Here is a 7,015-nt window from a genome sequence, read left to right as displayed (position 1 = left end):
TGCCCGATAAAAAATGGCGAAAACAAGAAGAACCTCAATTGAGGCTCTTCTTATGAAAATTGTGGGACAGCAGTGACCCAAAGGTGCGTTTTAATTGAATCAAAGCATTAAGCGTCTAATTCCGCCATAACTTCATCAGTGAATTCAACGTTAGTATACACGTTTTGAACATCATCAAGATCTTCAAACATATCAATCATTTTAATGATTTTTTTCGCTTGTTCTACGTCTGAAATTAACGCTTTGGTTGAAGGGTTCATCACCACTTCAGCATTGTCAGATTTTAAACCTGCTGCTGTGAGCGCATCTTGAACTTCACCAAAAGTTTCTGGAGTTGTGATGACTAAAATTTCTTCTTCATCAACTTCGATGTCTTCAGCGCCAGCTTCTAACGCGATATCCATGATTTGATCTTCTAAAGAAACATCTTCAAAAGTAATTTCACCACGCTTGGTAAACATATACGCGACTGAACCCGCAGTACCTAAGTTACCGTCAGTTTTAGAGAAACAGTGACGAACATCTGGAACAGTACGGTTTAAATTGTCTGTCATTGTTTCAATGATCACAGCCACACCACCAACGCCATAACCTTCGTAAGTGACTTCTTTTAAATCGGCATTTTCTTCACCGCCCACACCACGTTGAACTGCACGGTTGATGGTGTCACGTGTCATATTTGCGACCAATGCTTTCTCAACGACAGCACGTAAACGTGGGTTAGACGCAACATCACCACCGCCTAAACGTGCAGCTGTAACAATTTCACGAATGAATTTTGTGAATACTTTAGCGCGGCTCGCATCTTGTTTTGCTTTACGATGCTTAGTATTAGCCCACTTGGAATGACCCGCCATGCGAAATATGCTCCTTGTAGATTGGCCTTATGCCTCTCGAATTGAGCAAATTCTACCATAACGGCATTTTTGTGTGAAAGTATTGGATTTCATGAAATGAATAGTTGAAAAGAAATTGTCCAACTTCGCCTAAGTATCAATAATACGCATAAAAAAGTAACGCTTGGAAAATATGCAAAATTTAAAATGAGATCCGTTTAAACGTTGGAAAGGGCAAATGTTTAATTTCTTAGCCAAATGGGTTTAGTGGCGTATTTAAAAAATAAAATTTCTATTTTCAATAAAGTAGATATTTAAAGCAGTGAGAAGGGAGATAAATACGAATATCATAGATTCCGATTTGATCTCCCATATACACTGTTAGTCCTTATTTTTCGGTTCAGGGATGATAATGTCTAAACCGACTTTTTCTTTATAAAGTTGTTGGATCAGTGCTAAATCATGATCGAGATCCGTGGGGTAGATTTTACCGAAAATCCCGCCTTGTTTACTTTTGGAGTTGGCATACATTAAAGCAATCGGCACACCCGCAGCTTTGGCAATATACCAGAAACCTGTACGAATGGGTTTGCGAGCTTCGCCACGTTCTGCACGTGTCGCTTCTGGAGCAATGACCAAGTTAAACTTTTCATGACTTTCAAATTGTTCAACCATTTGTGTCACAATATCTTTACTGGCTTTACGATCAACAGGAATACCGCCCATTGCTTCAAGCACAGGTTTAAATGGGCCTTTAAAGAGCTCTTTTTTGATTAAGGTGTGGATTTTAATATCGTAAATTTGGCAAAGTGCCAGAGACAAAACGGCATCTAACATGGATGTATGTTCAAAACCAACAATCACTTGCTTATTTTCTAAAACATCAGGTTCTACGTGGTATTTCCAACCAGCCAATTTAAATGCAGACTCACCAATAAACTTTTTCAACATAATGAATGAAACAGTGACTATCAAAGGGTGTAATTTCTGCCTGTTTCTGCAAGGAGTCAAGTAGTTTTTTAGTGAGATGAAGATGCCGAATTGTACGCTGTGGTTCTCAATGAAATCATGTTGATTAAGCGTTATTTATAATAAATCAGTTAAATTGTATACAGTAAAACTCTTATCATAGATAAAAATACTCTTAAAAATTTACGAAATATCGCTATCCATACAGTAGAATTATTATTAGACTTTTGTCGTAGACTATTTGTTGTAACCGTATTGTCTTATCCTGTATTTTGATGGAGAACTCAAGCATGATCTATTTAACTGCTGTGGTATTCGCTGTTGCTATGTTTCTTTTGATCATGATTTGGTCATTAATTGAATTCTATTTAGATTTAAGAAAGCCAGAACAGGTTGAATCTTAAAATTCAGTTCAGTTTTCTTCACTTTATGATGTATTTCTTTATATTATAAGTCTTTAAACTTTTAATTATTCTTAATGAAGTTATCGTATTTAACTATAGCTAAATTCTAAAAATATCAGCACGTAAAAATACCTGTAAAACTCCATTCTTTAAGGTCTTTGGTGTACTGAAGATTTAAGTAATCAGCTATATTAGTCTTTCACTATAAGTTCCAGATAGAGAAGTACTGAAAAGTTGATTCGATCAGTTGTTATTTTATAAAAATCAGTATCGTTTTTCCTAAGGAATTTATCTCTGTTGTATTTCATTTAGCTATCTCCGTTTTATAAATAAGTCCCGTCATAATGGCACCGATTGTTGCCAATAATATATCTTTATGCGCATCCCAGATATCACCTTGTTGCCCATTATAGTTTTCAGCGGCTTCAGGCGATAAACCAATCGCAATAAGCCATTCGATCCATTCATAAATCAGACTCGTTGCCATTACAAACTGCACTACCAGTAAAAATAGGGTGGATGCTTTGAGTTGAGGAAGCCAGAGCTGGAAAATACGATAAAAGAAGGGGTACAAAAATAAGCCATAGCTAATGTGTACGAAACGATCATACATATTTCGAGACCAACCCATAACTTGATCTAAATTAAAACCAAGAAGTGACTGCGTCCATTCAGCGTAGGGAACATAGGAATAAAGATAGTGTGCGCCAATAATATGGATGAGTAAAAAGCCAATATATAAGCAAACACTCGCAAAACTTAGTCCCAATTTATAAAGGCATACTAGTAAGACTACCAGCATAAGTGCTGTGCCAATCTGATGCAGTAAATAAGCTTCCATTTCGAGCGGTTGAATACTGGCAATTACAATAGTGGCAAAAAGTACAATAAATGGAAAAATATGCTTTGGAGAAAGTTTGTAATCTATCATGCGTCTGGCAGTGCTCAATTATTATGAACTATAAATTTTTTAATATGGTGTAAGTATAGCGATAACTTGATTCGATGTACGAGTACAGCTCATTAATTTTTTTATTGCATTGGTCTTTCAAATTATAGGATTTGGCGTAGTTGCGCTTAGGACATTTTCTGAATGAATCCGTTAAACTATGGACATATTTTTAGATTGACTCGGTTGTAGGTATGGCTGTTATAGAAGCATTCGAAGCAAAACAGAATTGCTATTTTAATTATGACTTTGAAGAATTGTATTTATCAGATGATTTTCCAGAAGAGTTGTCTGTTTCTTTACGCGGCATGCTGTACCGACATGAAATTCAATACCCAGACGTGACCTATTATATTTATTTCAGCGATATTTTAAGTGGTAATGAATTTGAAAAAATGAAAGCAGATTGGGCGCGTTATTGTCCCTTAGATTAATTAAATTCGCATCTTAATTGGATTTTATCCAATAAAAAGCGAAGCATGAAGCTTCGCTTTTTTGATTTATCTAAAATTAGATTTTAGCAATAAGCTCTTTAACTTGTGCAGCTTGAGTAGAAGCATTACCTGTATAAGTTGCAGGCGTCATCTCAGCAAGACGAGCACGATCTTCAGCAGGAACGGCTTCAAGCTCGTTACCATTTACAAAATTCACCATCATGTCGCGAGTCATTGCTTGACCACGAGTCAGGGCTTTTAATTTTTCGTATGGTTTTTCAACTGCATAACGACGCATAACTGTTTGAATTGGTTCAGCAAGCACTTCTTGTGCATGGTCAAGATCTTCAAGAATACGCGCAGCATTCAATTCAAGTTTGCCAATACCTTTAGAACATGCTTCAAATGCGATCAAGCTTTGCGCGAAACCAACACCCATGTTACGAAGTACAGTTGAATCTGTTAAGTCACGCTGCCAGCGAGATACTGGAAGTTTTTCGCCTAAATGCGCCAATACTGCATTTGCAATACCCAAGTTACCTTCTGAGTTTTCGAAGTCAATTGGGTTAACTTTATGCGGCATAGTTGAAGAGCCAACTTCACCTTCTTTCAAACGTTGTTTGAAGAAGCCAAGAGAGATATAACCCCAAACGTCACGGTTAAAGTCGATCAAAATTGTGTTGAAACGACGTAACGCATCAAAAAGTTCCGCCATGTAGTCATGTGGTTCGATTTGAGTGGTGTACGGGTTAAAAGTTAAACCTAATGATTCAACAAATGCTTGTGAATGTGCAGGCCAGTTAATTTCTGGGTAAGCAGAGTAGTGAGCGTTGTAGTTACCAACAGCACCGTTGATTTTGCCTAGAAGTTCAACTTGTTTGAATTGTTTGATTTGACGTGCAAGGCGGTAAGCCACGTTTGCCATTTCTTTACCCAAAGTTGTTGGGCTTGCAGTTTGGCCGTGTGTACGAGACAACATTGGTTGTTCTGCGTGCTGTTCAGCCAACGCTACGATTGAATCGATGATTTGCTGCATTGCTGCAACGAGAACTTCACGACCATTTTTCAACATTAAAGCGTGAGACAAGTTGTTGATATCTTCAGAAGTACATGCGAAGTGAATGAATTCACCTGCATTTTTAAGTTCATCAATGTGAGCAATTTGCTCTTTTAGGAAATACTCAACTGCTTTAACGTCGTGGTTCGTCGTACGTTCGATTTCTTTAATGCGGTTTGCATGGTCTTCAGAGAAGTTAGCAACGATTGCGTCAAGTGCAGCATTAGTTTCAGCAGAAAAAGCTGGAACTTCAGTGATTTCTGGACGGTTCGCAAGCGCTTGTAACCAACGCACTTCAACAGTCACACGAGCATGAATTAAACCAAACTCAGAGAGGAAAGGGCGCAGAGCATCACATTTGCTAGCGTAGCGTCCATCTAATGGAGAAAGTGCGGTTAAAGCGTTCATAGCGATTCCTTAAACTTTGGAATTAAACGTAAAACAAAAGCTCGATCAGCATGAGGTTAAACAACCTGATACTGTAATCGAGCAAGATCTTGAATATCTTGGAGCAGCTTACGCTTACTGAAAATCATACCCCATGAGCTTCCACCGAGTTGACGCCATAAGTGCGCCATTTGTAGACCGGTAAAGAGGGAAGCACGAATACGATTGGTATGTGCGGTATCTTTAAATGCTTCGGCATTGCCACGAACCATAATGCGTGGATTAATTGATCCAGCAGTTTCAATATAGGTTTGGGCTAAATTGGCAATAATACTTGGGTGTAAATAATTATTATCGAAAAAGGAGAGTTGTCTTAAAATTTTTTGCTGGGATTGTTCAATAATTTCAACGAATTTGGGATTGCTATAGACTTTCTTTTCTAACTGCAACAAGGCCATGGCATAGGTCATAGGCAGTTTGGTGTTGGCAAGTTTAGGTAGTCTGGATTTTGGTGATGTATTAAAAGGTTGGGTGATGCTACTTTCTAAGGTTTTTAAGCCAAGTGAAATATCCGCCAATTTATCAAAGAAATCGAGAGTCTGGCCAGACTGATTCGACTTTGGGCGGATATTTAAACTGGCTTTAATCAGATGTTCAAAATAGAAGTTACCACTTTCACCAATACTTTGTGTTCCCGTCAAAGCCGTCATGTGAGTTAGCTGTGTGGCTTGAAACACAGCAGCTAACGCCAATGCACGATTTTGACGAGTATTCAGAGTTTGGGGCTGTTGAAATGGTAACTCTGCCATCCGAAACAATCCTTATTTAATAAAATCTGGTTTAGGCGCATTGGTATGGTGAATCACACCGCCACCTAAACAAACTTCACCAGTATAAAACACTACACTTTGACCCGGCGTTACAGCGCGTTGTGGTTCATCAAATTCAACACGCACACCATTCGGTGCTGTAGGGTCTTTAAATAATGTACAGTCTTGGTCAGGCTGACGGTAACGGGTTTTTGCTGTGCAGCGGAAACCAGTTTCAGGAATTTCTTGTTCGCCTGCAACCCAGTCAATGGCTTCAGACCATAAAATGGTGCTTTGCATAAGTGGATGTTCATGACCTTGACCAATAACGAGGCGATTACCTTCAATATCTTTGTGCAGCACAAACCAAGCGCCTTCTTCAGCACCTTTAAGACCGCCAAGACCGATACCACCGCGTTGACCGAGCGTATAGTACATTAAGCCGTGATGTTCACCAACCTCTTTACCCGTATCAAGTACGATTTTTCCGGGTTGAGCGGGTAAATATTGTTTTAAGAAGTCATTAAAACGACGTTCACCAATAAAGCAAATTCCTGTTGAATCCTTTTTCTTGGCAGTGGCTAAACCGAGTTCTTCCGCAATTTTACGGACTTGTGGTTTTTCAATTTCACCGACAGGGAACAAGGTCTTATTAATTTCACGACCATGCACAGCATGTAAGAAATAAGTTTGGTCTTTATTTTGATCGACACCGCGTAGAAGCGGTGCATATTCTTCACCGCGTGAATTTTTCAGAGTCTCACCGCGACGGCAGTAGTGACCAGTGGCAATAAAGTCAGCACCCAAATTCACTGCATGATCTAAGAATGCGCGGAATTTAATTTCCTTATTACACAAAATATCAGGGTTAGGGGTACGACCCGCCGCATATTCTTGTAAGAAATGCTCAAAGACACGATCCCAATATTCCATGGCAAAGTTTGCGGTATGGAGTTTGATCCCAATTTTGTCACAAACGGCTTGAGCGTCGGCAAGGTCTTCCATAGCCGTACAGTATTCCGTGCCGTCATCCTCTTCCCAGTTTTTCATGAAAAGACCTTCAACTTGATAACCTTGTTGAAGTAAAAGTGCAGCAGATACAGAAGAATCTACACCACCAGACATACCGACGATGACACGTTGTTGCATAGGATTAAGCATCCAAATTTG

The 7,015-nt window shown here is 38.9% G+C and carries 7 protein-coding genes; 1 reads left to right on the top strand and 6 read right to left on the bottom strand.

The annotated features are described in order from the left end of the window. Positions 1 to 107: 107 nt before the first annotated feature. The 3 genes from ACN6OV_RS07490 to ACN6OV_RS07480 form a co-directional block, all read right to left on the bottom strand. Positions 108 to 857 (bottom strand): YebC/PmpR family DNA-binding transcriptional regulator, encoded by a 750-nt coding sequence (locus ACN6OV_RS07490; RefSeq protein ID WP_427951462.1) that lies wholly within the window; start codon positions 855 to 857, stop codon positions 108 to 110. A gap of 360 nt (positions 858 to 1,217) precedes the next feature. Beyond that, on the bottom strand, positions 1,218 to 1,787 hold the full coding sequence (locus ACN6OV_RS07485; RefSeq protein WP_427951460.1) for a 1-acyl-sn-glycerol-3-phosphate acyltransferase: 570 nt from the start codon (positions 1,785 to 1,787) through the stop codon (positions 1,218 to 1,220). Between the two features lie 726 nt (positions 1,788 to 2,513). Continuing rightward, positions 2,514 to 3,140 carry a DUF2238 domain-containing protein gene (locus ACN6OV_RS07480; protein ID WP_427951457.1) on the bottom strand — a complete coding sequence of 209 codons (627 nt, stop codon included), beginning with the start codon at positions 3,138 to 3,140 and terminating at the stop codon, positions 2,514 to 2,516. A gap of 212 nt (positions 3,141 to 3,352) precedes the next feature. Here ACN6OV_RS07480 and ACN6OV_RS07475 point away from each other — a divergent pair, with 212 nt between their 5' ends. Further along, the gene (locus ACN6OV_RS07475) at positions 3,353 to 3,592 is read left to right on the top strand and encodes a hypothetical protein (RefSeq protein ID WP_427951454.1); all 240 of its coding nucleotides are present in this window, start codon (positions 3,353 to 3,355) and stop codon (positions 3,590 to 3,592) included. Positions 3,593 to 3,668: 76 nt separating this feature from the next. Here the strand turns inward: ACN6OV_RS07475 and purB are convergent, their stop codons facing one another. From purB to mnmA, 3 genes are read right to left on the bottom strand one after another with little or no spacing between them, the layout of a single operon-like run. Beyond that, entirely contained in the window at positions 3,669 to 5,057 is a 1,389-nt protein-coding gene (gene purB, locus ACN6OV_RS07470) for an adenylosuccinate lyase (RefSeq protein ID WP_427951451.1), read from the bottom strand. A gap of 56 nt (positions 5,058 to 5,113) precedes the next feature. Next, positions 5,114 to 5,845: a high frequency lysogenization protein HflD gene (gene hflD / locus ACN6OV_RS07465; protein ID WP_427951449.1), complete on the bottom strand. Its 732-nt coding sequence runs from the start codon at positions 5,843 to 5,845 to the stop codon at positions 5,114 to 5,116. Between the two features lie 12 nt (positions 5,846 to 5,857). Further along, on the bottom strand, positions 5,858 to 6,994 hold the full coding sequence (gene mnmA, locus ACN6OV_RS07460; RefSeq protein ID WP_427951465.1) for a tRNA 2-thiouridine(34) synthase MnmA: 1,137 nt from the start codon (positions 6,992 to 6,994) through the stop codon (positions 5,858 to 5,860). Positions 6,995 to 7,015: the final 21 nt, after the last annotated feature.

This window comes from Acinetobacter sp. (genome assembly GCF_050285345.1).
Lineage (GTDB): Bacteria > Pseudomonadota > Gammaproteobacteria > Pseudomonadales > Moraxellaceae > Acinetobacter.
This window is presented reverse-complemented; position numbering and strand designations above follow the sequence as displayed.